24 protein-coding genes and 2 pseudogenes are annotated in these 24,074 nt (G+C 52.7%); 7 read left to right on the top strand and 19 right to left on the bottom strand.

Annotated elements, in window-relative coordinates; translation table 11 throughout:
• Nucleotides 1-1,037 (bottom strand): oxidoreductase (locus tag C3F13_17735; GenBank protein PWB50303.1); only part of this gene is annotated, 1,037 nt, incomplete at its 3' end.
• Entirely contained in the window at nucleotides 1,034-2,077 is a 1,044-nt protein-coding gene (locus tag C3F13_17730) for a TIGR00374 family protein (protein ID PWB50302.1), read from the bottom strand. The genes C3F13_17735 and C3F13_17730, both read right to left, overlap by 4 nt.
• A 160-nt stretch (nucleotides 2,078-2,237) precedes the next feature.
• On the opposite strand from C3F13_17730, the gene C3F13_17725 reads away from it, so the two are divergent.
• A complete protein-coding gene (locus tag C3F13_17725; GenBank protein PWB50301.1) occupies nucleotides 2,238-3,620 on the top strand; it encodes a hypothetical protein in 1,383 nt (460 codons plus the stop codon).
• Nucleotides 3,608-4,126, top strand: coding sequence for a hypothetical protein (locus tag C3F13_17720; GenBank protein ID PWB50300.1), 519 nt, complete (start codon nucleotides 3,608-3,610; stop codon nucleotides 4,124-4,126). The genes C3F13_17725 and C3F13_17720 overlap by 13 nt, the downstream gene beginning before the upstream one ends.
• A 4-nt stretch (nucleotides 4,127-4,130) precedes the next feature.
• Here C3F13_17720 and C3F13_17715 read toward each other — a convergent pair whose 3' ends face one another.
• The gene (locus C3F13_17715) at nucleotides 4,131-5,063 is read right to left on the bottom strand and encodes a 2-dehydropantoate 2-reductase (GenBank protein ID PWB50299.1); all 933 of its coding nucleotides are present in this window, start codon (nucleotides 5,061-5,063) and stop codon (nucleotides 4,131-4,133) included.
• A gap of 191 nt (nucleotides 5,064-5,254) precedes the next feature.
• Here C3F13_17715 and C3F13_17710 point away from each other — a divergent pair, with 191 nt between their 5' ends.
• Nucleotides 5,255-6,016, top strand: coding sequence for a hypothetical protein (locus C3F13_17710; GenBank protein ID PWB50298.1), 762 nt, complete (start codon nucleotides 5,255-5,257; stop codon nucleotides 6,014-6,016).
• A gap of 147 nt (nucleotides 6,017-6,163) precedes the next feature.
• Here the strand turns inward: C3F13_17710 and C3F13_17705 are convergent, their stop codons facing one another.
• Entirely contained in the window at nucleotides 6,164-7,384 is a 1,221-nt protein-coding gene (locus tag C3F13_17705; GenBank protein PWB50297.1) for an acetyl-CoA C-acyltransferase, read from the bottom strand.
• A 189-nt stretch (nucleotides 7,385-7,573) separates the two neighbouring features.
• Between C3F13_17705 and C3F13_17700 the strand changes: the two genes are divergently transcribed.
• Complete coding sequence (locus C3F13_17700) at nucleotides 7,574-7,918, top strand: hypothetical protein (protein ID PWB50296.1); 345 nt, start codon at nucleotides 7,574-7,576, stop codon at nucleotides 7,916-7,918.
• 92 nt (nucleotides 7,919-8,010) lie between these two features.
• On the opposite strand, the gene C3F13_17695 is transcribed toward C3F13_17700, so the two are convergent.
• The 11 genes and pseudogenes from C3F13_17695 to C3F13_17645 form a co-directional block, all read right to left on the bottom strand.
• The gene (locus tag C3F13_17695) at nucleotides 8,011-8,553 is read right to left on the bottom strand and encodes a methylated-DNA--[protein]-cysteine S-methyltransferase (protein ID PWB50295.1); all 543 of its coding nucleotides are present in this window, start codon (nucleotides 8,551-8,553) and stop codon (nucleotides 8,011-8,013) included.
• A gap of 31 nt (nucleotides 8,554-8,584) precedes the next feature.
• Nucleotides 8,585-9,469: a hypothetical protein gene (locus C3F13_17690; GenBank protein PWB50294.1), complete on the bottom strand. Its 885-nt coding sequence runs from the start codon at nucleotides 9,467-9,469 to the stop codon at nucleotides 8,585-8,587.
• 18 nt (nucleotides 9,470-9,487) lie between these two features.
• Entirely contained in the window at nucleotides 9,488-10,387 is a 900-nt protein-coding gene (locus C3F13_17685; GenBank protein ID PWB50293.1) for an ABC transporter permease, read from the bottom strand.
• Nucleotides 10,377-11,399, bottom strand: coding sequence for an ABC transporter (locus C3F13_17680; GenBank protein ID PWB50292.1), 1,023 nt, complete (start codon nucleotides 11,397-11,399; stop codon nucleotides 10,377-10,379). The genes C3F13_17685 and C3F13_17680 overlap by 11 nt, the downstream gene beginning before the upstream one ends.
• 63 nt (nucleotides 11,400-11,462) lie before the next feature.
• Nucleotides 11,463-11,747, bottom strand: a complete 285-nt coding sequence (rplQ, locus tag C3F13_17675; GenBank protein PWB50291.1) for a 50S ribosomal protein L17 — start codon at nucleotides 11,745-11,747, stop codon at nucleotides 11,463-11,465.
• Nucleotides 11,738-11,847: pseudogene (locus C3F13_17670) on the bottom strand (ABC transporter). Before C3F13_17670 ends, rplQ begins: the two are co-directional and overlap by 10 nt.
• Before the next feature lie 212 nt (nucleotides 11,848-12,059).
• A complete protein-coding gene (locus C3F13_17665; protein PWB50290.1) occupies nucleotides 12,060-13,031 on the bottom strand; it encodes a hypothetical protein in 972 nt (323 codons plus the stop codon).
• A 185-nt stretch (nucleotides 13,032-13,216) separates the two neighbouring features.
• Nucleotides 13,217-13,795: a DNA-3-methyladenine glycosylase I gene (locus C3F13_17660; protein PWB50289.1), complete on the bottom strand. Its 579-nt coding sequence runs from the start codon at nucleotides 13,793-13,795 to the stop codon at nucleotides 13,217-13,219.
• A 4-nt stretch (nucleotides 13,796-13,799) separates the two neighbouring features.
• A complete protein-coding gene (locus C3F13_17655) occupies nucleotides 13,800-14,471 on the bottom strand; it encodes a hypothetical protein (protein ID PWB50288.1) in 672 nt (223 codons plus the stop codon).
• 19 nt (nucleotides 14,472-14,490) lie between these two features.
• Entirely contained in the window at nucleotides 14,491-15,048 is a 558-nt protein-coding gene (locus C3F13_17650) for a GNAT family N-acetyltransferase (protein ID PWB50287.1), read from the bottom strand.
• 4 nt (nucleotides 15,049-15,052) lie between these two features.
• Entirely contained in the window at nucleotides 15,053-15,892 is an 840-nt protein-coding gene (locus C3F13_17645; protein PWB50286.1) for a hypothetical protein, read from the bottom strand.
• 206 nt (nucleotides 15,893-16,098) lie between these two features.
• Between C3F13_17645 and C3F13_17640 the strand changes: the two are divergent.
• Nucleotides 16,099-16,308 (top strand): annotated as a pseudogene (locus tag C3F13_17640) (hypothetical protein).
• A gap of 437 nt (nucleotides 16,309-16,745) precedes the next feature.
• Here the strand turns inward: C3F13_17640 and C3F13_17635 are convergent.
• Entirely contained in the window at nucleotides 16,746-17,141 is a 396-nt protein-coding gene (locus tag C3F13_17635) for a cysteine methyltransferase (GenBank protein ID PWB50285.1), read from the bottom strand.
• Nucleotides 17,142-17,415: 274 nt separating this feature from the next.
• Between C3F13_17635 and C3F13_17630 the strand changes: the two genes are divergently transcribed.
• Nucleotides 17,416-18,756, top strand: coding sequence for an alpha-amylase (locus C3F13_17630; protein PWB50284.1), 1,341 nt, complete (start codon nucleotides 17,416-17,418; stop codon nucleotides 18,754-18,756).
• A gap of 47 nt (nucleotides 18,757-18,803) precedes the next feature.
• On the opposite strand, the gene C3F13_17625 is transcribed toward C3F13_17630, so the two are convergent.
• Nucleotides 18,804-19,160, bottom strand: a complete 357-nt coding sequence (locus tag C3F13_17625; protein PWB50283.1) for a hypothetical protein — start codon at nucleotides 19,158-19,160, stop codon at nucleotides 18,804-18,806.
• Nucleotides 19,161-19,500: 340 nt separating this feature from the next.
• Between C3F13_17625 and C3F13_17620 the strand changes: the two genes are divergently transcribed.
• On the top strand, nucleotides 19,501-21,525 hold the full coding sequence (locus C3F13_17620; GenBank protein PWB50282.1) for a hypothetical protein: 2,025 nt from the start codon (nucleotides 19,501-19,503) through the stop codon (nucleotides 21,523-21,525).
• A 183-nt stretch (nucleotides 21,526-21,708) separates the two neighbouring features.
• Here the strand turns inward: C3F13_17620 and C3F13_17615 are convergent, their stop codons facing one another.
• Entirely contained in the window at nucleotides 21,709-22,701 is a 993-nt protein-coding gene (locus tag C3F13_17615; protein ID PWB50281.1) for a peptidase S58, read from the bottom strand.
• A 54-nt stretch (nucleotides 22,702-22,755) separates the two neighbouring features.
• Nucleotides 22,756-23,988, bottom strand: coding sequence for a bifunctional phosphopantothenoylcysteine decarboxylase/phosphopantothenate--cysteine ligase CoaBC (gene coaBC / locus C3F13_17610; GenBank protein ID PWB50312.1), 1,233 nt, complete (start codon nucleotides 23,986-23,988; stop codon nucleotides 22,756-22,758).
• Nucleotides 23,989-24,074 lie beyond the last annotated feature (86 nt).

Raw genomic sequence — 24,074 nt, 5'->3', positions numbered from 1 at the left:
AGCTCATCCTGACCCAAAGAGAAATAATCATGGTCAGCTTCGAGATAGTCTCCACAGTAGACGATGTGATCGCCACCAAAATGTTGTGGGGAGATGAAATTGGTATGCTCCACCAGGGCCAGGAAAGGAAAGCCAGCCGATTTGGGCAAATTAAACCAATAGTATCCCTGTTCAGAGAGCTGGTGTTTGATGGATAAGGTCATGACCACGGCGCCCATCGATTTGAGCTCGAGCAGGCCCTTGAGATAGCTGGGGGGAAGGTTGGGGGCAAGTTGGGCGAGCAGGTTGGGTGAAGTAGTCACCAGGCATTGATCATAGGTTAGCTGCTGACCAGCGATGGAAAGCTCAATGCCGCCATTCAATGCAGGGTGGATGGCTGAAACCGGAGACTCAAGCTGGATGGATACTCCCGACTCAGTGAGCCTGGAAGCAAAGCGGTCTGCAAAAGCTTGAAAGCCACCCTGGAACGTGCCCAGGCGGGTGGTACGAGCTTTCAGGCGGGCCCACATCCAGGCCATGTTGACCTGCCTGGCGTAGAGCTCACCGAACTTACCGATCATAAGCGGCTCCCACATGAGCTCATAAACCCGATCGCCTGCCCACTGGCGCATCCAGGCGTCGACTGTATATTTTTCCAGGGTTTTCCAGTTATTGTTCAGGCGCAGGAACAGCCCAACCAATCCAAAACGCGCTTTATTCAAGCCCCAACCCAGCCCAGGGAATAGAATGGCAGAGGTGATCGAATCGAAGGGATAGAATTTCCCCTGATAAAACATCACCGTGTATGGACGAGGGAAGATCACCTGATCACTCCAGCCCAGTTCATTGATCAGTCCTAACATGTGCCGATCAGAGGCGAACCAGTGATGGTAAAACTGCTCGACAGACCACTCCCAATGAGGTTCCTTGAAACCACCTGCCAACCCACCAACCGTTGGGGAGGTTTCGTAAACCGTTACCTGGTGCCCGTGGCGGACCAGGTCGTAAGCGGCGGATAAGCCTCCAAAGCCGGCACCCAGGATGGCGATGCGTTTCATGATCGATCCGTCCCTTCGGCCGGTAGTGGTTTATCCTTGATGTGCATCGCTTCTGACCAGGATATCCCCTCCCGAACCATGTAGTACAAGCCCAAGGCAGTAACCGGGAACCACAAGGCAAAATGAAGCACAAAAGTATAGCTGGCAGCAATCTCACGCGGGATGTTGTAAGCCTGCAAAACCGCAATACCAGGCAAATCGAAAGTGCCGAGATAGCCAGGTGCAGATGGAATCGTGGTGGCCAGGTTGACGACACCATTCATCAGCATCAGGGCGAAGAAGCTAACCGAAAAACTGAATGCATGCATCACGAACCAATACTTCACCGTCTCCAGCAACCAGATCAGAAGGGAGGTAAAAAAGATCATCAACACATCAAATGGAGAGCGGAGTGATTTCAATCCTTCCAGGAAGCGGCGGATCACTCCCAGCGTCTTCTCACGGTAACGGGCAGGTATCCCATGGCTCACCAACCAGGTCACCAGGCGGTCGGTTGGAGCAGGAAACATGGCGGCGACCAGGAAGACGACCAGCGCTCCAAAAAAGGCCACACTTCCCCAGATAGCTAACTGTTGAATACCAAATTTAACCCCGGCAATTTCGATAGCAACACTGGTCACACGTGATAATTCCGCCAGGTTCACGAAGATAAAGGCCAGCATGACAATCCCGTCAAACATGCGCTCGATGATAATGGTGGCGAGTGAAGCAGATATGGCCACGTTTTCATCGCGCTTGAGGACCACGGCGCGGATAACTTCACCTGCCCGGGCTGGGAAGATATTATTGCCGGCGTATCCCATGGTGGTGATGGGAAACAAGGTCTTAGTGCTTATGGGTTTAATCGGACGCAGTAGATAATGCCAGCGCCATGAGCGGACCCACAGGGCAAGAAAATATACTGCAACGCCTGGGATGAGCCACCAGTAATTCGCCTGTACCAGTACCAGCCATAGCTGAGGATAATCAATTTTACTTAAGACCAAGTAGAGGAAAAGTGCACTGATGGCGATGCCGAACCAAAACTGCCAGCGTTTCATGGCTCTCATTCTACCATAACGATATTCACAGGCATCATAAAGGCGGAATGATGCCTGGCAGGAGGTAGTGTGCTCAGGGTAATACCCTGAAGCAATTGATGCCGTCTCCTGATGCTCCTAATAACTGTGGATTAGAGCGGTCGGGATTATAATCTTTGGCATGAAATTTAAGTTTGGGATCATTGCCATCCTGCTGATCGTGGTCATAGCAGCCGTGTTAGCAATTTATGCCTGGAACACGAAGCCAGAATTGGTGCAGACATATCCAATGGGCGGGGACGCCAATGCCCCGGCGACCACAGGCATCCGTTTGGTGTTTTCAAGACCGATGGTGGATCAATCGGTCATTGAGCGCCTGAAAATCTCCCCGGCCACCTCGGGTGGCTATACCTGGGATGGAACCAGCCTGAACTTCACCCCTGACCAGGCCTGGCCGTCTGGTGAGGTGGTTACGGTGACACTGGAGGCGGGCAGCCGGGGCGCCAGCTGGATTACATTCCCCATGGGTGGCAAAACCTGGTCATTTACGATCGGCGAATCCATGCTGGCTTATTTATGGCCGGCAGACAAGCCAGCAGATATTTATGCGCTCACTCCTTCCACAGGGAAGATTACCCGCTATACTCACGATATGGCGGTGCTTGATTTCAGCTTGAGTAATGATGGGCTGCTAATCTATTTCAGTGCCAGTAATGCTCAGGAGGGTGCTGACATCTACAAAATCGATCGCACTAAGGTTGAGAGCTCAGGCAGTGATACATATCAACCCCAGCAGGTGTTGATTTGTGGAGAAGCGCAGTGCAGGTACCCGGTAATCTCGGCAGACAAACAATACCTGGCGTACGAGTATATTCAGCCTGAGGCATCTGTCGCCAGTGGTCCAGCCCAGATATGGATGCTCAACCTGGCAAGTGCAGAACCCTCCGCACTTGGGCTGGAGGGGCATGAGACCGTGCAACCAACCTGGTCGTCCACGGGCTGGCTGGCATATTATGATAGCACTGCCAGTGGGTATGAATTTATCGAAATTTCCTCCATGAAGAGGACTTTGCTCTCCAACCTGACAGGCCAGCCTGGGGAGTGGAGCCCGGCAGGAAATGTCTACCTGGCACCTGAGGTATATTACTACCAAGCGCCGGAAAACACCGAACGGGGAACCAGCCAACTGCGAAGTTACCAGGTGCTGGGCGGCACTAGTGAAGATATCTCCAAGTCGGTGATCGTGGAAGACACGGATGGTGTATATTCACCGGATGGAAGCATGATCGCCTTTGCCCGAAAATTCCTGGATGCAGCCCAATGGACGCTGGGGCGACAGCTATGGATTATGAACCCGGATGGATCGAATGCCCATGCCATCAGCGACGAGCCGGATTATAACCATTACGACATTGCATGGAGCCAGGATGGAACCAGGCTGGCTTACGTACGCTTTGATGAGTCAAGGGTATTCAACCCACCCGAACTATGGATGGTGAATGTGGATGGTAGCAACCCAATACAGCTCGTGATTGGAGGCTATAGCCCGGTATGGATCCCTTGATTCCAATTGGAGAAATGACTTCAGATTTTGAACTGCGTGATGGATCCGGAAATGGATACTCGAAGGCTGGCATGCAAGGGCATATTGTGGTGCTGAATTTCTGGTCAGCAGAGTGCGATTGGTGCCGGCGGGTGGATTATGAATTGGTGAGCAGGCTCAATCAATGGGACCACCAGGTGGTGGTCTGGTGGATTGCCTCAAATGCTCATGAAGGGCTCGATTTGATCACCCAGACTGCTGTGGAGAGACGAATACCCTGTGTCTTGGTCGATGCGGACCATAGAGTGGCAGACCTTTATGGGGCAGAGACCACACCTCATTTTTTTATCATCGATGGCGAGGGGAGGCTGCGATATCAGGGTGCATGGGATGACATCACCTTCAGGCAACGCAATGCCACCCGTAACCATGTATCCGAAGCGATCGACGCATTGCTTACCAACCGGCAGATTGAAATACCCCAAACGCCTGCTTATGGATGCACCATCGTGAGATACAGTGCCTAAGGGGTCAGCTGGCGTCGCCACGAGCAAGCTTTTCCTGTGGCAAAAGGCTGTTATAAATTAGCGAAAATTGCGGGGTGGGGATTTTGTGGTGCTGAGCCAGGCGTACTACAGTACCGACTTGTGCTTCCAGTTCGGATGGGCGGGCATTAAGGATATCGCGTTGAAGCGATGAGATAGCCTCGGGCTGGATGCGGTCAAGAGAATCAATCACATTGGTAACACTATCCGCTGGCAGGGGGATACCGTGAGCGATCGCCACAGCGTAGCATTCCTGTACCGCATCAATAAACATCTGGCGGGTACCCTGTTGAGCACGAAAGATCCCCACTGGTACCCTGGTAACCGCACCGATGCCGCTGAAGGCTGAGATAAACAGGAATTTTTGCCATAAGGCAAGTTGGATATCAGCGGGGATTTCTGCTTCCACACCCGCATGTTCAAAGACTTCTAAAAGGTCTTGTGCACGGGCACTCAGGTGGTTGTCCAGCTCGGCGAAGGCGACCCAGGGGTGGCCCCCGGTGTGGTGTATCTGACCTGGACCTGCTACATGGCTGAAAATCCCGCACAAACCACCCAGGACATGCTCACGACCAAGTATCTCGGCCAATTGGGAAGGTGCATCGATCCCATTTTGCAGCGGCACGATAAAGGTATCGCGCTGGAGGAATGGCAAGATGAGTTTGGCTGCACCAGGGAGTTGCCAGGCTTTGACACACAGCAAGATAACATCTGGATCGGCGACTTCGATCAAGTTGTCGGTTGCATTGATTGGGTGAATGACGAAATTACCCAGGGTGCTTTCAACCTTGAGACCGTGATCAAGCATGGTGCGCAAGTGATCACCGCGGGCGATGAAGGTCACTTTTTCACCGGCAAGGGCCAGACGGCCTCCGAAGTACCCCCCTACCCCACCTGTCCCGAAAATGAGGATGTGCATACCTGCCTCCTGGGTCACTCTAAGATGATTTTACCTTACCAGTATGATAGGAGGATGAAAGTATCAATGTGCCACAAGTCCATTAAAATCGGGTAGAATCATTTGGAACCATCAATTGCCAATGAACGTCTATAGTCATTGAGGTTAATGGATCAGGGAAGCCTGCATCCAAGTATTGTGAGGAGATATACATGAGTGAAAAAGATTCACCCCAAAAGGTAATCGAGGCACACCGCAAACGGCAGCAAATGCGGCAGGGCACTCCGATGGCCATCATGATAGGGGCAGCTATCCTACTCATTGCAGGGGCAGCAGCGTTGATCTTCTGGCTGTTGGGAGGTAACTCACCTTTACGAGGACCCACACCTACACCGACCTTGACCAATACTCCCACGGCGACCAATACAGCCACACCCATGCCAGCCACCGACACCCCAACAATCACACCAACTTCACAGCCAACTAATACAGCCACCCCTACCATCACACCTACACCATCTGGACCATTCGAATATACGGTCCAACAAGGCGACACATTGGATAGCATTGCAACGCGTTTTGGGACGAATATCCCAACCTTGCTGATCCTCAATCCGAATATCACTGCCCCAGGGTATGTCATTTTTGTAGGACAGAAGATCCTGGTACCGCCCCCCAACATGCAGGCACCTACACCTACCGAAGTTTCAACTTTAGTCCCCCCAGGCACGATCATCACCTATATGGTAAAGCTGGGAGATACGCTAGGCGCAATAGCACAGACATTCCGAAGCACGGTAGATGCGATCGTCAAAGAAAACAATTTAGCCAATGCCAATGATATCTCAGCAGGTGATGTGCTAAAGATCCCGGTTAATATCGCCACCCCAGTCCCAACCGCAACGGTGGGCACGGTCTATCCTACAGTGAACGTCCCAACGAACACACCCAATCCAGCGACAGCCACACCTTAAGAGATAAATCCATTAAAAGTTGAACCACAGCAAGATGCTTTGTCTTGCTGTGGTTTTGTTTCTCCGGATGGATGTAATTCGTTTTATAGTCTCAATGAAATCCAGAGTTTGGAGTCAAATATAATAGGTTGCGTTCTACAAATCGCATCAATCCAGCCATTCGACGATGGTGGCTTCACCCTGGCCGACTCCAACACACAGGGTAGCCAGGCCATAATACGGACGCTTCTCCGAAGGCGCCCGGCGGCGCATTTCATGAAGAAGCGTGGTCAGGATGCGGGCACCGGAGCAACCCAAGGGGTGGCCCAGGGCAATGGCTCCGCCATTGACATTGGTCAGGTCGCGGGGCAACCCGAGCTCCTTGATCACCGCCAGTGATTGGACGGCGAAGGCTTCGTTCAGCTCAACCAGGCGGATGTCGGAAAGGATGAGATCGGCCCGTTCGAGAGCCTTGCGCACAGCACCGACAGGCCCGAGGCCCATGATCCGGGGAGGCACCCCGGCGGCTGCTGAAGCGATGAGGCGTGCTATGGGTTTCAATCCAAGCTGAGCTGCCTTCGCATCACTCATCAGGAGCACGGCAGCAGCACCGTCGTTCAGACCGGATGAATTCCCGGCGGTGACCGTGCCATCCTTACGGAAGGCGGGGCGTAAGCGGGATAATGATTCYAGGGTGGTATCGCGGCGCGGGCGCTCATCGGTGGTTACGAGGATTGGTTCACCCTTCTTCTGCGGAATGGACACTGGAACGATCTCCTCAGCAAATTTCCCTGAATCGATAGCAGCAATTGCGCGTTGGTGGCTGGCCAGGGCGAAAGCATCTTGCTGCTCACGGGTGATTTCCGGCATCATCTGGGCAATATTCTCTGCGGTTTCACCCATCGATTCGGTGCCAAACAGCTCCTGCATTTTCGGGTTCGGGTAACGCCAGCCCAGGGCAGTGTCCCAGGCAGTCAGGTTGCCGAAGGAAAAAGATTGTTCGGCTTTGGGAAGCGAATAGGGGGCGCGCGACATGCTTTCAACACCACCAGCGATGAACACGTCTCCTTCACCTGCACGGATAGCCCGAGCAGCCTGATTTACGGCGTTTAGCCCGGAGGCGCACAGGCGGTTAAAGGTGACTGCAGCAACCTCTACCGGAATACCTGCCAATAATGTAGTCATGCGGGCTACATTGCGGTTGTCTTCACCAGCCTGGTTCGCACAGCCAAGGTAGACCTCCTCGATCAGCGCTGGATCAAGTTTGTTGCGAGTGATGATAGCTTTTAATACATGAGCTGCCAGATCATCCGGGCGAATGGGCGACAAAACACCACCCAAAGAGCCGATCGGGGTGCGGATTGCGTCGATAATCACAGGGGAAGGCATGGAAGATCTCCTCTTTTTTGCATGGTTTAGCACGGAAACGGACATCATGATTTTACCATCTCAGCGAACAAAGGATAAACAGGCAACAGGTAGTTAAGCACTAGCTGGATTCCCTTTCAGGCTTGCATATTGGCGAGTTTTCCGGTATCCTTAGTGCATCTCAAGTGTTATTTTTTTGAGGAGAGAATAATGCAGGAACGCAGAAAATACCCACGCAAGGACTTGCTATTATTTGCCCATGTTTATGATTCCAAGAGTGAGAAGATTATCGGCACCTTGTTAAATCTCACGCTGGAGGGAGCCATGGTGTTGAGTGAAGACCGCATTGCGGCAAATAACACCATGGAGCTGCATATCAAACTGCCTGATAATTTTGTTGAAAAAAATGAGCTGGTGTTCACAGCCAGCAGCCGTTGGTGTGGGCCGGATATCAACCCAGAGTTCTTTGATGTGGGGTATCAATTTGCGAATGTCAGTGAAGAGGATGCCAAGATCATCCAAACCATCATCGAAAAATACGGATTTAAGGACTAGCCAGGGACTAGCCAGGGACTAGCTTCGGACTAGCCAGGGACCAAACAGGGAGTACCCATTACCCTGCGGGTAACCAGCCCGCAGGTTTTTATTTAAACAGCCGAATGTTCCAAGTCTAGCAACCAGGCTTTTAATTTTATGCCTCCAGGGCCACCATAGCCATGGAGGGATCCATCGGAGCCGAGCACGCGGTGGCAAGGGATAACCAATGGGATGGGGTTAGTGGCTTCAACCCGGCCGACCGCCCGGGCTGCCTTAGGTTTGCCAACCTGAACAGCCAGATCCTTATAAGTCAGCGTTTGCCCATAAGGTATCTGAGCGGTGAGCTGAAGGACCCGGCATTGAAAACTGGTCAGGCTAGCCAGATCGAGGGGTATGGTGAACTGGCGGCGAGTACCCTGCAGATATTCGGATAGCTGCTGGAGGGCGGAAGAAGTACGTGAATCGTCATAGATTACCGGTGCAGCATGAGTCGTGCTTACCAGGTTGATAAATTCAGCCACTGACATGTCCCACTCGACCCGGACAAGGCCGTGTGTCGTAACAGCTATCCATAAAGGACCGATGGGGGAGGATGAAAGTTTGCCGATAGCAATGGTTGAGAGCAAATTGCTAACTGATTGAGCTTCAGGCATTAGAATTTCTACACCGAAAAGTGATCAAACATTAATAATTCGTCACCATGTCGATCAGGCCGCGCTCACGGGCGACATGCTCACAATAGCGGAACAGATAGTAGGAGGCGATCCCAAAGGCAACGGTTAGAATGATGAGGATGCCAACGATCTGCCAGTTGCTTAAATTCTGGAAGGTCGGAAATGCCTCAGCTACTGACCCGACTAGGGAACGGCGTAAGATTTCAAGCCAGTAAGTGATAGGGTTGAGGTAGCCAACCCAACGAATCCAGGCGGGTAAGACTGATAGGGGGAAGATAGCACCGCTGAACAGGAAAAGCGCTCCAGCGACCGCATCGCCAATGAACCAAACATGCTGGACAATCAGCAAGCTGATCCCGGCGAGGATCAAGCCCATCATCGCCAGCATGAGAATACCGATGGCTATCGAACCAACAAAGAGCGGCCAATTCACTTCGGCCAGCACAATATTGACATGTAAGAAAAGCACGCCGATAAAAATGGTGATGAAAACCGAAATGGATCCGACCAGGAACTTTGCGACCCCGCGACCCATAAGATAGGCGCGCATATTGATCGGAGCAATATACATGTACTTGAGGGTCTTATAGTGCTCACGGTCGTCCAACACTGCCCAAGAGATGCCGGTCATCACAGAAGCCACATAGATATAAAAGGCATTGCCCAGGTAAATGTAAGTAAATTGGGGCGAAGCAAAGTTACCGCTGGTGATGACACTGTACATTACCACCAGGATAGCCGCACCGGCCAGAGGTTTAATAATTGAGTATATAGCGAAGAGGAAAGGGTCGGTCCAATTAGACTCGATCTGCCAGCCCAACCAGGCGGCGATGCGGAAGGAACGGGCTAAATTTAGCATTCCCTTGCTTGTATTTTGCATATCAGCTGACTGCATAGAAAACCTCGATGTTTGTTAGCGCCGGTTTTCGGTGAGACGCCCTTCCCGGATGGCCAATTTTTCCATATAGGACAGCATCAGGCGGGCGGCGATTACAAACACAACACACAAGATACACAAGATGATGATCTCGACCTTGACAGATAGAAAGCCCAGTGAAGGTCCACTGGCAAAGACCAGCTGGCGCATGGCATCCATCCCCAAGGTGAGAGGGATAAATGAGGCCGCCGCGGAGATCCAAAAGCCAAAGTTCTTGATGGGAAAATAAAAACCAGAGAACAGGAACACCGGCTCCTGGGCCAGGTTGGAGATATGCCAGGCCTCGCGGCTGAGCAGCAGGTAGAGAGAGGCAGCCATCATGCCAAGGCCATACAGGGCAACCATGGTAAGGAAAAACACGGCAAAAAGCTGAGCGAAGCTGCTGACTGAATAGCTAACCTTGAATAAAAAGCTTCCCACAACAATGATCACGAATGCGCGCAGGGTGGTAGCCAGCAAGCCTCCCAACGCCATGCCAAGCAGAATGGCCATCATCGAAGCGGGGCTGATGATATACAAGGCCAGGTTGCCCTGTTCCTTTTCCCAATAAAGCTGGCTGGACATGCTCCACAAGACATTCATCCAAAAGGCGATCATCGCTCCACCGACAACGACAAACCCGACGTAATCTTCTGGGGCGCCAATGGCGCGGTACACAAATACATAGGCAAACACGGAAAGGAGGGGCATGAAGATATCGAAGAACAGCCATGACTTTTCACGCTGCTGGCCAATGAGCCGCGGGTAAGCTCGCGCATAAACTGTCTGAAGATACAACCTCCACCCGTGATTTTTCTGCAGGCGTGTATTCAGGAACAGGTCGAGGTTATCCTGCTTGCTAAGGGTAAGCGGGGCAGGGGCAGAATTATCCTTCATCAGAGACGTCCTTCTGCTCGACTTCTTCCATACTTGCGCCGACCAGCTGCACAAAGACATCCTCCAGGGAGGGCTCGTTCTTTTTCAGATTCAGCAGCTGAATATTTGCGGAATTCAGGGTATTCACCACACCAGCCAGCGCTTGTTCCTCTTCCAAAATGAGATCGAGCGCATCACAACCTTCCTGTGGGCGGTGAACGGCGTTGCGTACCCCGGGGAGAGCCTGGAATTGGGCAGCACCCAGATTGCCGTTGAACGGAGTGACTTCCAGGTGGAAGATAGCCTCGCGTTGCAGCTGGCGCTTAAGGTTTTCAGGGGTGTCACAAGCCAGCACACGTCCTTGATTGATGATAGCCACCCGGTCGCATAGCTCATCAGCCTCCACCATGTAGTGGGTGGTTAGCATCAAGGTGCGCGTTGGATTATTATCCACCCAGGAGCGGATGAAATGGCGCACCTCACGCGAGGCACCTACGTCCAAACCAAGGGTGGGTTCATCCAGGAAGAGCACATCCGGGTCGGTCATGAAACCACGCACGATGTTCATTTTCTGGCGCAGGCCGGTGGACAGATCGGAGGATTTGGCATTCATGCGATCAGCGAGGCCAACAACCTCGAGCAAGCGTTTGATATTCTGATTGGCAACCTCGGAGGACAGGCCGTAAAATTGAGAGAACATCCATAAATTCTCACGCACAGTCAACAGGCCATAACCGGACGTTTCACCACCGGAAACCATATTGATACGCGGGCGGACCTTGTCGGGTTCTTCAGCTACATCGAAACCTGACACCCAGGCACGACCAGTGGTGGGCGCGAGCAACGTGGTGAGGATCTTGATCAGGGTGGTCTTGCCGGCGCCATTGGGACCGAGCAAAGCATGGCAGGTACCGCGGCGGATGCGGAAGGACAGATCGTCGACGACCGTCACGCCGCCGTAGACCTTGCGCAACCGGTCGACGACCAGGACATCGTCCGCAGCGGCGGCGCCGGGATTGGGCAGGGCGTTCATCGAGGTCAGAAAGCAAAAGGCCTGCCGCAGGGCAGGCCTTTGCAGTCTAGCGGGGGACGACCGTCAGCTGGCGTCGTCTTCGGCCGGCGCCGCTGCCGTCTGCGGGCGATCGACGAGTTCGACGAACGCCATCGGCGCGTTGTCGCCGACGCGGAAGCCCATCTTCAGGATGCGCGTGTAGCCGCCGTTGCGCGCCTTGTAGCGCGGGCCGATCTCGCTGAAGAGCTTGACGACGATCTCGCGGTCGCGCAGGCGATTGAACGCCAGGCGCTTGTTGGCGACCGTCGGCTCGCGCCCGAGCGTGATCAGCGGCTCGACGACGCGGCGCAGTTCCTTNNCCGGCGCCATTGGGACCGAGCAAGCCAAACAGCTCACCAGGCTGGATCTCAAGGTTGACGTCAGTGAGGGCGACCAGCGAGCGGGGTTCTGATTTCTTGCCACCGCGGATCTTATAGGTGCGACCAAGGTTTTCAGTGCGAATTGTCAGATCCATAAACTCTCTTCTCAGCTTTCAAGAATGTTGGTAAAGCGTAGGGTAATCGTAGGTTATCCGTCAAGCAGGATACAATAGAATTTGATATGATGTTAGCTGTAGGGCGATTTCTCTTCTTCTCCTCCTTTTAAAGAGAGCCGGCAGTGGCGTACCCGGCTCTCGTTTATTTAAGAGGAATCAGTCTTGCCATCTCCTTCAGATAAGTTTAGCTGGTAGCAGATCATCTGGTGAGAGTCTTTGAATCCTAACTCCCGGTACATTTTCAATACTTCCAGTTTATCGCCCCACGATTCCATCTCGATCAGAGCCTGCCCATGCTCACGCAGCCAGCGTATCCCGGTGAGGACCAAAGCCCGGTACAGGTCAAGCCGACGATGCTGCGGAACCACCCCTGGGGCATCGATATAACCGGTAGGCATGCCATTCTTTTTGGTACGCCCAGGAGAAGCCTCAACGCGGCCGATACCGACCACGCGGCCTTTTTCGGAGAAAACCAGGAAGATCCCATCCGGTACGAAATCTGGTAACCAGGCAGACATCTGCTCTTTGGTGACTTCCTGGTGTCCCCAAAGAGGGATATAGGCTAGATTCATGGCCTCGGTGAGGGTCGTGAGATTGTTCACTTCCGAGTAGGGCTTCATTGTATATCCGTAGGGCCAAATCACGGGGGGTAATTTAACATCTCCAGCGAGACGCAATTCGGTATAGGCACCCATGGCGGTAAATCTGTGCTTCTTCAGGAAACCTTGGGCGGATGGGTGTTTGGCACTGGCATAGATCTCAAGCGACCTGCCCCCGAGCTGGAGAGCACGTTGTTTAACCATGGAAAGCAGACCGGAACCAACCCCCTTGTGGCGCCAATCAGGATGAACGACGATGTTAGCGCTGACTGAAGACGATTGAGAGCCTGCTCGAAGCAGGGCAGATCCGATCATAAAGGAACCATCACCAGGTTCATCGACAACCCAGCGATCTTTAAGTGGATCGTGCCCAGGCAGGCTCAATTGCTGCGTCAGGATAGCCTCGCTGACCTGATTACCTTCCTGGTCAGTGTTTTCAATGGCAGCATAAAGTGACACGAGCCTGGGGATATCCCGGTTGGGTGCAAATGAACGGTATTCGAATTGGTCCTGCGACATACATATCCTCGATGTGATAACAGGTTCTCAATCACCGCTGTCAGGCCGAAAGCCTATGGTGAAACCCTGAAATACAAGCTAAAAGTTCGTTTCAACAGCATCCTGGTGTCCAACGGCTTGTTATTGTACCACCTTCCCGATACCTGAATGATAGGCGAGGCAGTGTAGTAAATGAATGATAAGGATTAGCAAGATAGGTCGAGAATCTCACTGTAGCGAAAGCAATCGGTGGTGTGATCATTCACTAAACCGACGGCCTGCATGTGGGCATAACAGATTGTTGGCCCCACGAACTTGAATCCGCGGTGGAGCAGATCTTTGCTCATCCGGCGGGATATTTCCGTCTCGGCGGGTATCTCATGGCCGGATGTCCAATTGTTGACAATCGGTTTACCGCCAACGAACTGCCATAAATAGGCATCAAAGCTGCCAAATTCCTGAGTGATCTTAATGAATGCCTGAGCATTCCGTATGGCAGCATTGATCTTGAGGCGATTGCGGATGATACCCGGATCAGCCAGGAGATCGGCTACTTTGCGTACATCATAGGTGGCAATTTTATATGGATCAAACCCATCGAAAGCCCGCAGATAATTCGGCCGCTTTTTTAGGATGGTGTACCAGCTGAGACCAGCTTGAGCACCTTCTAAGATCAGGAACTCAAATAATAACCGATCATCATGGACTGGCACACCCCATTCCCGATCATGGTAGTCCAGATAGAGTTGGTCGGATGTATCGGCCCAAAAACAGCGTGTTGGCATTGTTTCAACTCCTCGATAGAATTGTTCGGATGATCGCCTGCCGACGATCTACGCAGGGTTCTTCTGGTTTGGCCTGGCCGGCCAGTTTTTCAAGGATGGGATGCGCGTATTTAAGCTCACTTCTGGCCAATGGCTCGCTTAACTCGGAAAGCATCAGCAGGGTGTAGTGATAAGGAAAACCGCGCCAACGACCCTTCCCATCACGCTGAGCTTTCAAATGTTCCAAAAACTGGCTTAACCGTTCATTGGCTTCTGGAGTGTCCTGGACGATCATATAGCGCATGTAAGCGACTGTTAGAGCACGACATTCTCCTGAGGAACAGAACCTGCTGTAGCACATCCTGCTCATACGTTGATTCGCCAATTGGGTCGATTTATGGGAGGCTTCATTCTCCACGGCTAACAGGACAAGCAGCCTGGTGGCTTCGATAAGCGGCAGGTGGCGGGAGGCCAGCTCGGTGTGCAGGGTCTCCCCGGTAAACATGCGGATTTGGTCCTTGGGCTCGGCAGCAAACGGGATGAAAAATCCAGAATTTGACCCGGATAGGATCTGGCGGTTGATAAGCATTGCCGCCAGGTCCTTGCGGAGGGGCACCGGGATGGGCTTACCATAGAAGAATTCCTCTGAACATGCATCGATGGTTGCGTTCAGGCTGATTGGATGGATAAGACTCATCATTCTCCCCCTTATCTGTTCAAATCGGATATCTCATTATCGGGCGGGTCGCTGAGCGGCGTGCTACCTCAGTAAAGCCAGCCTGCTGAAATGTGGAATAAAGACCGGTGTAAACGAACACATCCGGTGCTTTGCCTTCCTTTGGGTCGACAGGATAGCCTTCGACTATGCTGGCTCCACCCCTAGCCGCATAATCAACCGCTGCTTTTAATAATAAGACGGTCAGACCCTGCCGACGGTGGGTGCGGTTTACGAAAAAACACACAACGGACCACACCGGCAGGTCATCCACGGGTTTCAAGATGCGGGAACGTGCCAGCACCGGGAACTCATCGCGCGGGGCGATTGAGCACCACCCAATGGGCTCATCCTCAACATAAGCCAGGAGGCCGGGATTTTTCCCGGAAGCAACCAGCGATTTTAATTCCTGGCGGTTCACCTCACCTTGCTGAGCCGAAAATTGCTGCCGTGAGAGGCGCCAATACATACACCAGCAGCCACCGCAGGCACCCCGCGGCCCAAATAATTTTTCAAGATCAGGCCAACGTTCAGGGGTGAGAGGATGGATGGTCGTCATGCTACTACCCCTCTTTCAAAAAAGCCAGGACGAGCTCATTGAATTTAGCGGGTTGCTCGAGCGGAATCATGTGAGCTGCGTGGGGTATACCCACCATGCGAGCCTGGGGAATCTGACACTCCAGCTCGGCGGCAGCAGCCTTGGCCCCGGTGCTATCATATTCACCGATCAGGACCAGTGTAGGTTGACGGATCTCACCAAGGCGGGCGTATGCCGGTGGGAAGAGAGGAATGGGGGTAGCCTGTCCATCCTGGCGAGAGAAGTTCGATCGAACGGTGTTTCGAACATAGGCGCGGATTTTTTCTGCAGCTCGCCCAACAGGTTGGGAGGGGCCATCAGCCCAGACATGCGCTTCAAGCTCGGCAAGCTCATCAAAAGCTTTTTTCTGCCAAAGGTCATCCATGCGGATAAAGAGCTCGTTTTCATGTTGAGCTTCTTCGCTGTCATCAGGCTGGAATTCGAATCCGCTGATACCGGCTGCAACTGGCACCAATGCTGAAACACGCTCAGGATGCTCAATGGTAAAGTCAATGGCGATCTGACCTCCACGCGAAACACCAATAATGCTGGCCTGATCTACCCCAAGGTGCGAGAACAAATCCAAGATGTCCTGGCGATTGGAGTACTCAGTATTCTCGGTGCGCGACCTGCCGTAACCGCGCGTATCATAGCGGATCACTCGGTACGATCGGCTGAATAAATCGAACTGACCATCCCACATCTTGAGATCGGCAACACCTGCATGAATTAACAGTACCGGCTGGCCTGAGCCAGCGACTTCATAATACAACTCTCCGTGATTAACCGGAGCATAACCGGAAGTAAAGTTGTTTTGTTCCATCATTTGAACCTCTAAAAAATAAATAGAAACAATATAGTTCTGATCTTGGTCAGATTGAGTAAGAACGGTGAAGGCGTTTCGATTTTCACCTCTGGACTGAGCGGAGCGCGGAGGCAATCACCAGAAATGGAAGAGAGAACTTCAGGATAGACTTGTTGCAGCGAGATGCCCGCTTGAATCAACTATCGTCATCATCCGATTCATCAGCCTCCCAATCGAAGTCTTCATCTTCTTCATCGAAATCATCCTCGTCTTCGTCGTACTCGCTCTCATCCTCATCAAGGTCAGCGTCCTCGTCTTCGTCAATTCCCTCTTCCTCGATGTACTCGTCATTTTCTTCATCTTCTTCGAGTTCTTCGTCTTCATCCATTCTTGAATTCCCATCCTCCTCGCTAAGTTCGCCTTCCTCATCATTATCCTGATCAGCATCCAGGTCGCCCTCGTCATCTTCAGAGTTTTCCTCTTCAGCGCGGTCCTCATCCCTATTATCCTGGGTTAAGGCTATTTTTATTCGAGTTGAGGATAAAAGATTGAATCCATTATCCTGGAGGAGTGTGCCTAAAACGAGGCGGGGTGACTTAGTTTCACGACCGGTGAGAGAGGCTGCACCGGAGAAGACGGATAGTATTTCCAGCTGGCTAAAAGCCTGGTTTTGGTTTGATAATGGTAAAACAGGCGCAGCCTGAGGATTCAGGTGGATGCCCATCTCTTGATAGCTGTTCACTTTCAATGTTAGGCTGTTCATAAACGTGTTCGACACATCATTATTATTATACCGAAGGGCTCAGTGGATCAGTAAAGAACCAGCTCCGGGATGAAGGCAAAAGCATCGTGGATCAAGTCGCGATAAGTTACCTTAACTGTCGACAGAAGGACCTTCCCAGGCATAGCGCTTCAGATCAACGCGATCGTGCTCGTCAAATTCGACCCCTTCCGCTTCGAGCAGCTCACGCTGCAGATTGCCCCCGACGCCCGGGCGCAGACTCACTTTGCCCTTGGAATTGATCACCCGCTGCCATGGAACATCTTCAGGACAATTCGCCATCGCACCACCAACCCAGCGAGCTCCGAAAGCCAGGTAAGACTTGGGATCCATCCCGGGTGGTGGTGGAAGGAAGGAAGCTATCTGCCCATAAGTTGATACCTTTCCAAGGGGGATTATCCGAACCAGCTTCCAAACCTGGTGATTGAATTCATCCCGCCTGGGTGGAGAGACATAACGTTGAGACTGGTGAATAGCTGAAGGTGACATAAAATCCATCCTTTCGCCCTATTCTCAATGATACCAGAACACATGTTCTAGGTCAAGGCCTGATAATGATCATTAATATAAGATCCAATTCATAAATGTCCGGCAATTTCAATATACAGCTTAGATGAATCAATCCTAAAAGAGATACATTCCATAATACATGAATAATGTACGCAGAAATATATAATAATGTTCACCCCTCCCGAAATGACCGACGTTTTGATATAGGTTACAATTGTCACAATCCGATAAACCAGACCTAGAGATCAAACCTATGGCATCAGACACCCCTGCAAGCTACCGCAACATGGTCATATATGAAATCTACGTGCGAAACCATGGAGTAAACGGCACGTTTCGAGACATTGAAAAGGATCTGCCCCGCTTGCATACGCTAGGCGTGGATGTGTTATGGTTCATGCCTATCCACCCGATTGGAGTGGTGAACAAGAAGGGCAGCCTGGGATGCCCCTACTCGATCCGCGATTACCATGAGGTCAACCCTGAATATGGCACGAAAGAGGATTTTACTCAACTGATCGAGCAAGCCCATGGACGGGGTATGAAAGTGATGATCGATGTGGTATATAACCACACAGCACACGATTCAATCCTGGTAAAAGAGCACCCAGAATACTTCCACCAGGATGAGAACGGACATCCCACCACCACGGTGCCGGAATGGAGCGATGTGATCGACCTGAAACACCCCAACCCACTGCTGGCTGATTACCTGATCGAGTCACTGAAAGGTTGGGTGAAATCAGGCGTGGATGGTTTTCGATGTGACGTGGCCAGCCTGGTGCCAATCGAATTCTGGATCAGAGCTCGCGAGGAAGTTGCCAAGGTGAAACCGAACATCATCTGGCTGGCAGAATCGGTGCACGCAAGCTTTGTAGGTGCCAGGCGGCAGAATGGATTGACAGGTCTATCCGATAGCGAGCTCTACACTGCCTTCGATATTACCTATGATTACGATATCTGGCCCATTTGGCAACTGGCTGTGCAAGGTAAGGTGCCGGTGAGGCGCTATGTGGAAATGTTGCGCTACCAGGACTGTATCTTCCCGGTTACCTATGTAAAAATGCGCTGCGTGGAAAACCACGACCAGGCACGCATCATGCGCATGGCCCCCAGCAAGAACCAGGCTATGGCCTGGACAGCGTTTGAAGCGTTCAACAAGGGACCCTTCCTGATCTATGGTGGGGAAGAGTCGGGCACCAAACATACTCCCTCCCTGTTTGATATTGACAAAATTGATTGGTCTGATTACTCCATGCAGCCTTTCCTGAGCCGATTAGCCAAGCTTAAAAAGGATCCAGCCCAGGTGGAAGGCAGGTTTGTGGTGATCCAGGCAGACCCGGCGATCCAGGCAGTGTGGGAATACCCTGAGAAAAACCTATACGGGATATTCAACACCAGTGGAAAAACAGGCTATATTATGGTCAGCCTGCCGGATGGTACATACCGCGACCTGCTAAATGATGGCCAGGTGACTGTGCGGGGCGGGAAAATACTGCTACCGGAAACAGCTGCGATCGTCCGCTGTCCTGAGAAGATGCTCCTGCGCCCGGCGTACAGCGAGCTGCTCGATTACATTTTTTCCGGGCGATAGCCCTTGAATTATTGCTTACCACCGTGAGAGCGCAGGACGGCCGCCAGCTAGTCCTGTGCTTTTTCTAATGCCATGGCAAGTGGGGTTTTACCCTTATATTTTGGGTTAGGGTTGGCACCATGCTCCAGCAGCCACTCAGCCATTTGAGGCTGGTTGAACATTACGGCCGCATGCAGAGGAGTGATACCACCAGGTGAGGCTGTATTTAAGTCCGCCCCGTGCTGCAACAGGTATTCGGCGACTTCTAGATGGGCGTGAATGACCGGAAAATACATCAGGGGGATACCATACGCACCTCGAGAATTCACAAGATCTGGATCTTCCTTCAAGAAGTAATCCATACAATCCAGGTGACCAAGCATGGCAGCAGTACAGATATCATAGTCGGCACCGTGGTGAACCAATAAGTTGACAATCTCTACCTGCCCAGTCTGGGCTGCAGCCTGGATAGCTGTTTCAGTCCAACTGGCACTGGCGCTGAGGATGGATGGGTACTTGTCAAGCAGCTCCCTGACTACGGTAATATTGCCGTGGGCATTTCCGCCAAACTGGTCAATGGTTTACTGGGATGGCGCAATGGTGATGTGCATACATTTCCTCAAATATTCAAACCAGCGATATTAGACCATAATAGTCGGCTATAACAAGGGTTTGGCGAATAAACATTAATAATCGACCCGAACGGCATTTCGGGGAGGTGGCATGCTAAAATAAGGCTCGTATTCAGCTTAAAAATCGAACATTATGGAGAGGTCTATGGCATCAAGAAAACTGAGAACCATTACGGCAGAGGACCTGTACCTTTTCAATACTGTCAGCGAGGTACGCATCTCACCTGATGGGCAGCATGTGGTCTATACGGTTCAGCGCGTGGAGCGAAAGACCGAAAAGAAATTCACCAACCTGTGGGTAGTGCCGACCCTTGGGGGCAAAGCCTGGCAATTCACCACCGGTGACCAGCACGATGGGAGTGGCAGATGGTCACCGGATGGGAAACGGATAGCCTTCCTATCAGACCGGGGCGACAAGGAGAAACCGGCACAGATCTACCTGATCCCATTCACGGGTGGAGAAGCCAACCGCCTGACCCAGATCGAGGGTGAGATTGAGGCAATGAGCTGGTCTCCAGACGGTAAACATATTTTGTGTACGGTCCGCAAGAAAGATGCTGAAGCAGTTGAGCGAGAAAAAGATGAACAAAAGAAAAAACTTGGGGTTGTCGCCAGGCACTACGATCGCCTTTTTTATAAGCTGGATGGGTATGGCTACCTGCCCCACGAACGAACCCACGTATGGGTTGTGGATGCGCTCACTGGCAAAGCCAGGCAGCTCACCGAAAGCGCGGTATATGACGAGTTTCACCCCACCTGGTCGCCAGACGGGAAATGGATCGCCTTCACTTCAAACCGGAGCGAGAACCCTGACCTGACTCCTGAGCGGACCGACCTGTATGTTATGCCACGCTCCGGCGGAGACTTCAGGAAGATTGAAACACCTATTGGTGACAAATACCTGCCCTCCTTTTCACCCGATGGGAAGTGGATCGCCTACCTGGGCGTGGAAGGGGAAGGGTTATCGTATAAAAATGTCAGCCTTTGGGTGGTGGCAACCGATGGCTTAAGCGCAGCCCGAAACCTGACCGAGAAGTATGATATTCATGCTGACTCAAGCTCAATCAACGATGTGGGAAGCCCAGAGACCATGCCTCCCACCTGGTCGAAGGATGGAAAGCGCCTGTATTTTAATGCGGTGTTGCATGGAAGCGCCAAGCTGGCATCCATCTCGGTGACCGGAAAGGATCTGCGGGATGAGATCGGAGAAGGTGGGGTGGTTGGCTCATTTTCCTTCGATAAAGCACAACGCACTCTGGCTTATTTCTACGGACGGGTCAATGACCCGGTACAGATTTTCGGGCGGGATATGGTGAGTGGTAAGGAACGCCAGCTCACCCAATTGAACCGCAAGCTTCTGGATGGAATCGACCTAGGGCAGGTAGAAGAGGTGTGGTTCAAAGGACCAGATAGCAACGATCTGCAAGCCTGGATCTTGAAGCCACCTGGCTTCGACCCCACCAAAAGATACCCGTCGATCATGGAGATCCATGGAGGGCCACTTACCCAGTACGGCAAGTTCTTCATGCACGAGTTTTATTACCTGGCGGCCCACGGTTATGTGGTGTACTTCACCAACCCGCGTGGCGGGCGGGGCTATGGAGAGGCGCATGCCAAGGGTATCTACGGCGATTGGGGTGGGGTTGATTACGCCGACCTGATGGCGTGGGCGGATTATATGGAAAAACAACCCTATATCGACCCGCAGCGCATGGGGGTGACGGGAGGCAGCTATGGGGGTTACATGACGGTGTGGATCATCGGCCACACTCAGCGATTCAAGGCAGCTGTTACCCAACGCTGCGTGAGCAACTTCGTTTCCATGTGGGGCAGTAGTGATCTAAACTGGGCATTCCAAATGGAGCTGAACAATAAGCCACCCTTTGAAGATTTACAAAATTACTGGGCACACTCACCCATTGCCCATATTGGGAATGCCCGGACACCCACGCTGGTGCTGCACAACGAGTTTGACCTGCGCTGCCCGATCGAGCAGGGTGAGCAGGTTTTCGTGGCATTGAAGACGATGGGGGTAGATACCGAAATGGTACGCTTCCCAGATGAGTTCCACGGGCTTTCGCGCGCCGGTCGGACAGACCGGCGGATTGCCAGGTTGAACCACATCCTGCGCTGGTTCGACAAACACCTGAAAGGGTAAAGAAAAACGAGGCTGTCTGTGATATTTTTCAGACAGCCTCGTTTGCGATTATGCGATTGGGCGGATTCCATCCGCTGATACACAACACAGTTCAGCAGGTTGGTAGATGGTCCAACTGCAGTAACAAAAAGAAGGGGCTGCCCGAATTACTGAATGGGCAGCCCCTTCTTGTAATTGATACGCTTATTCATTTATGGCAGGTACCCCGGCAACGAGCCGGGCCGCCCGCACCGCGCGCAGGATAGCCTGGGCGAAGACCTCGGCAGCGTAGGCTCCAACGATGTTGACATCCACATTGTGATCTCCCGTGGCGATGGCGAAGATGGTGTCGCCATCCACCATGGTATGCGCAGGGCGGATCGTGCGGGCCAGGCCATCGTGAGCCATCTGGGCGACTTTATTGATCTCTTCCTTGTCCAGCCTGGCATTGGTGGCGACGACACCGATCACGGTGTTGCCGCGGCTACCAAAGCCGAGGGCAGTACGCCCAATCAGGGTTTTCATCACCTGCAGGGTGTCAGCAAAATATCCAGGGGCGCCGATATGGAGGGGGCCAACGTCCTTTGAGCGAGCACCAGCGATAATCTGCCCACTGGTGGGATCGATCACATCGCCAAACGCATTCACTGCAGCGATCGCTCCAACAATCACACCGGCGCCGATCTCCATGCTAAAGGTACCGATGCCAGATTTCATGCATTGCGCAGGGCCGAGGATCTTACCAACAGTGGCACCTGTGCCGGCTCCCACATTGCCCTCCGCGGGAGGCTCAGCCGAGGCATTCTGGCAAGCCAGATAACCCATGGAAGCATCGGGTCGGATGTCAGATCGACCGATCCCGAGATCAAATAAGATAGCAGCCGGGACGATGGGGACTTTGACGATCCTGGTATCGAAGCCAACCCCCCTTTCCTCAAGATAGCGCATGACACCTGTGGCAGCTTCCAGGCCAAAGGCGGAGCCACCCGCCAGGACGACACCATGGACTTTGGAGACCAAATGCATGGGGTGCAAGGCATCGACCTCGCGTGTGCCTGGGGCACCGCCGCGCTGGTCCACACCTCCCACAGCTCCCTTTTCACACAAGATGACGGTACAACCGGTGAGGGCTTCGTCGTTTTGAGCGTGCCCGACGATAACGCCGGGCACATCGGTAATGGTATTGTTTAATTTCATGAATCCCTCCTATACATTAAAAAATATTATAACAGGAGGTTCAGGTTGGGATGGTTATTTTAACAGCTTGACTATCTCGGCGATAAGCCTATCCGCAACTTCTGCTTTACTCATCAGCGGCAGCTCGACTGACTGCCCGCCAGCCATCAGGAGGGTCACCTGGTTCGTGTCCACGCTGAAGCCGGAGGTGGAACTGCTGACATCATTGGCAACGATCATATCAAGGCGTTTGGCCTTAAGTTTGGTGGTGGCATTCGCCAGCATGTCCTGGGTTTCAGCGGCGAATCCGACAATGATTTTAGGGCTACCTGTCTGCTCACGCAACTTAGCCACCTCGAGCAGGATATCGGCTGTCCGTTCGAGCTCGAGGGAAGGCATGCCAGAATCCTTTTTGATCTTCTGGGTGGCTTTCCAGGCTGGGCGGTAATCAGCGACGGCAGCTGCCATGACCAGGATATCAGCCTTCTGACAAGCTTTGATCACTGCAGCTTCCATTTCGGCCGCACTGGTCACCTGAATGAGCTGCGCCCCTTGGGGTGCGAGCAAGGAAACCGGGGTAGAGACCAGGGTGACCTGAGCGCCGGCATCCAGGGCGGCCTGGGCAAGGGCGTAACCTTGTTTGCCTGAGGAACGATTGGTAAGCAAGCGGACAGGATCAACGGGTTCCTGTGTGCCTCCTGCTGTAATGACCACACAGCGGCCTTGAAGAGGTCCATGACGGGTGAGCAGGAAGCGGATGTGCCCGAGCAAGGTTGCCGGCTCAGACATGCGCCCGCGGGCTTCGAGGCCCGAAGCCAGGTGCCCCACATCGGGACCGATGATGACCGCTCCCCGGCTGCGTAAAACTTCGAGGTTTGCCCGGGTAGCGGGGTGGTTGAGCATCCCGCCATCCATCGCAGGGGCAACCAGGAAAGGCCGGTCGGTGCTGCCAGGGCCGAATGAGAGCCCAGCCAGGACAAGTAGATTGTCGGCGAGGCCGTTGGCCAGCCTGGCGATGGTATTGGCAGTGGCAGGCGCGATGACGAACATGTCGGCAGAGTGCCCGAGGCCGACATGCAGCACATGAGCTTCTGCCCCCCACAAGGCTTTGTCGGTGAAGACTGGGCGACCAGTTACGGATTGAAAGGTGAGAGGGGTGATGAACTCGAGGGCAGATCGGGTGAGGATTACATCCACAAGGGCGCCTGCCTGGGTTAATTTACTGGCCAGGTCGGCAGCCTTATAGGCAGCGATCGAACCCGTGACACCCAGCAGGATATTCTTTTGAGCTAAGTATTTTTCTGACATATGAAATTCCTGCCACATCCCGAATGATGTATCCGGGATGTGGCGGACAGACATTTATATTTTCACTCTCCTGCAAAATCTTACGG

The sequence above is a fragment of the Anaerolineales bacterium genome (assembly GCA_003105035.1).
In the GTDB taxonomy this organism is placed as follows: Bacteria; Chloroflexota; Anaerolineae; order Anaerolineales; family UBA4823; genus FEB-25.
Note: the sequence above shows the minus strand (reverse complement) of the source record. Positions and strands in the feature narration are given on the sequence as shown.

What these genes read in the sequence shown, in the direction of transcription:
- C3F13_17665 (PWB50290.1), bottom strand. Translation starts at nt 13,031, where the DNA reads ATGTCGCAGGACCAATTCGAATACCGTTCATTTGCACCCAACCGGGAT.
- C3F13_17720 (PWB50300.1), top strand. Translation starts at nt 3,608, where the DNA reads ATGGATCCCTTGATTCCAATTGGAGAAATGACTTCAGATTTTGAACTG.
- C3F13_17655 (PWB50288.1), bottom strand. Translation starts at nt 14,471, where the DNA reads ATGAGTCTTATCCATCCAATCAGCCTGAACGCAACCATCGATGCATGT.
- C3F13_17650 (PWB50287.1), bottom strand. Translation starts at nt 15,048, where the DNA reads ATGACGACCATCCATCCTCTCACCCCTGAACGTTGGCCTGATCTTGAA.
- C3F13_17645 (PWB50286.1), bottom strand. Translation starts at nt 15,892, where the DNA reads ATGATGGAACAAAACAACTTTACTTCCGGTTATGCTCCGGTTAATCAC.
- C3F13_17685 (PWB50293.1), bottom strand. Translation starts at nt 10,387, where the DNA reads ATGAAGGATAATTCTGCCCCTGCCCCGCTTACCCTTAGCAAGCAGGAT.
- C3F13_17620 (PWB50282.1), top strand. Translation starts at nt 19,501, where the DNA reads ATGGAGAGGTCTATGGCATCAAGAAAACTGAGAACCATTACGGCAGAG.
- C3F13_17715 (PWB50299.1), bottom strand. Translation starts at nt 5,063, where the DNA reads ATGCACATCCTCATTTTCGGGACAGGTGGGGTAGGGGGGTACTTCGGA.
- C3F13_17730 (PWB50302.1), bottom strand. Translation starts at nt 2,077, where the DNA reads ATGAAACGCTGGCAGTTTTGGTTCGGCATCGCCATCAGTGCACTTTTC.
- C3F13_17635 (PWB50285.1), bottom strand. Translation starts at nt 17,141, where the DNA reads ATGTCACCTTCAGCTATTCACCAGTCTCAACGTTATGTCTCTCCACCC.
- C3F13_17660 (PWB50289.1), bottom strand. Translation starts at nt 13,795, where the DNA reads ATGCCAACACGCTGTTTTTGGGCCGATACATCCGACCAACTCTATCTG.
- C3F13_17725 (PWB50301.1), top strand. Translation starts at nt 2,238, where the DNA reads ATGAAATTTAAGTTTGGGATCATTGCCATCCTGCTGATCGTGGTCATA.
- C3F13_17615 (PWB50281.1), bottom strand. Translation starts at nt 22,701, where the DNA reads ATGAAATTAAACAATACCATTACCGATGTGCCCGGCGTTATCGTCGGG.
- C3F13_17680 (PWB50292.1), bottom strand. Translation starts at nt 11,399, where the DNA reads ATGAACGCCCTGCCCAATCCCGGCGCCGCCGCTGCGGACGATGTCCTG.
- coaBC (PWB50312.1), bottom strand. Translation starts at nt 23,988, where the DNA reads ATGTCAGAAAAATACTTAGCTCAAAAGAATATCCTGCTGGGTGTCACG.
- C3F13_17695 (PWB50295.1), bottom strand. Translation starts at nt 8,553, where the DNA reads ATGCCTGAAGCTCAATCAGTTAGCAATTTGCTCTCAACCATTGCTATC.
- C3F13_17690 (PWB50294.1), bottom strand. Translation starts at nt 9,469, where the DNA reads ATGCAGTCAGCTGATATGCAAAATACAAGCAAGGGAATGCTAAATTTA.
- C3F13_17700 (PWB50296.1), top strand. Translation starts at nt 7,574, where the DNA reads ATGCAGGAACGCAGAAAATACCCACGCAAGGACTTGCTATTATTTGCC.
- C3F13_17630 (PWB50284.1), top strand. Translation starts at nt 17,416, where the DNA reads ATGGCATCAGACACCCCTGCAAGCTACCGCAACATGGTCATATATGAA.
- C3F13_17710 (PWB50298.1), top strand. Translation starts at nt 5,255, where the DNA reads ATGAGTGAAAAAGATTCACCCCAAAAGGTAATCGAGGCACACCGCAAA.